The sequence below is a fragment of the Stenotrophomonas testudinis genome, assembly GCF_024499815.1.
GTDB lineage: Bacteria > Pseudomonadota > Gammaproteobacteria > Xanthomonadales > Xanthomonadaceae > Stenotrophomonas.
The window spans coordinates 1-327 of the sequence record NZ_JAMOKY010000080.1 but is presented as its reverse complement, the minus strand read 5'-3'; the positions used below and the strand labels follow the sequence as shown (position 1 = coordinate 327).

Below are 327 nucleotides of genomic sequence, written 5' to 3'. Positions count from 1 at the left end.
CACCTCGGCCGTCGCCGCCCTCGCCCGCGCCGCCGTCGGCGCCACCGGCCGCACACTGGACAGCGCCGACGAGATCGTGCCGACCCGCGGCAGTACCGGCTTCGCCGCCACCCTGGCCCGCGCCAGCGTCAACGAATCGGCACTGCCGGAAGAGATCTTCGCCCCGTACGCCGACGCCATCGTGGCACCGCCGGCCAGCGCCGCCGTGGTCGCCGCCGCGCCGATCAACCGCGCCCGATTCCTGATCGACCCGCCGCTGGAAGAAGAGGCCGCCGCCCTGCCGCCGCCGCTGCCGGCCCCGGCCGCCGCCGCCCTCCCGCTCGAGGC

Annotated in this window: 1 pseudogene; it reads left to right on the top strand. The window is 78.0% G+C overall.

Features of this window, described 5'->3' with window-relative positions:
• A pseudogene (locus tag NQ204_RS19550) lies at positions 1-327 on the top strand (flagellar biosynthesis protein FlhF); the annotation flags it as partial.